Source organism: Liquorilactobacillus sicerae (genome assembly GCF_029916425.1).
GTDB classification, from domain to species: Bacteria; Bacillota; Bacilli; order Lactobacillales; family Lactobacillaceae; genus Liquorilactobacillus; species Liquorilactobacillus sicerae.
In genome coordinates this window covers 1-417 of record NZ_JAHAVQ010000303.1, presented here as the reverse complement: position 1 = coordinate 417, position 417 = coordinate 1, and the positions used below count along the sequence as shown (strand labels likewise).

Annotated in this window: 1 pseudogene; it reads right to left on the bottom strand. The window is 29.3% G+C overall.

The features are described from left to right. Nucleotides 1-399 (bottom strand): annotated as a pseudogene (locus KH893_RS12560) (hypothetical protein); the annotation flags it as partial. Nucleotides 400-417 lie beyond the last annotated feature (18 nt).

The following is a 417-nucleotide window of genomic DNA, read 5'->3' as shown; positions in this document are numbered from 1 at the left end:
AACTGTAACCGTATGATAATTATTTAGGCTAACCTTTTCAATCATAACTTGACGATTATTAAATTCCAAGCGATAAATTCTTTCAGCAATCTCATTTAAAACTTGTTTTTCTTTATACTGATTTTTTTTGTAAACCAGAGAATTACTTAAAACAAGACCATTTAATAAATTCTTTTTTATTTTATCAATATAAAAATCTTTTGAATCAGCTTTACCATCATACAGATATTTTTTCGATAAGCGATTGGAAACAGCTCCTGAAAAAATTTTTTTTGCATTCTTTTCCGCCATTACCAGTGTCGGTCTGCTTTGAAAACGATAAAAGACCGAAAAGAAAATCAACAAAAGAACAGCTATTGCTGCCGAAAAAAATAATCCCTTAGAATGCTCAATTTTCACGAGAGTCCCTTATTGTAT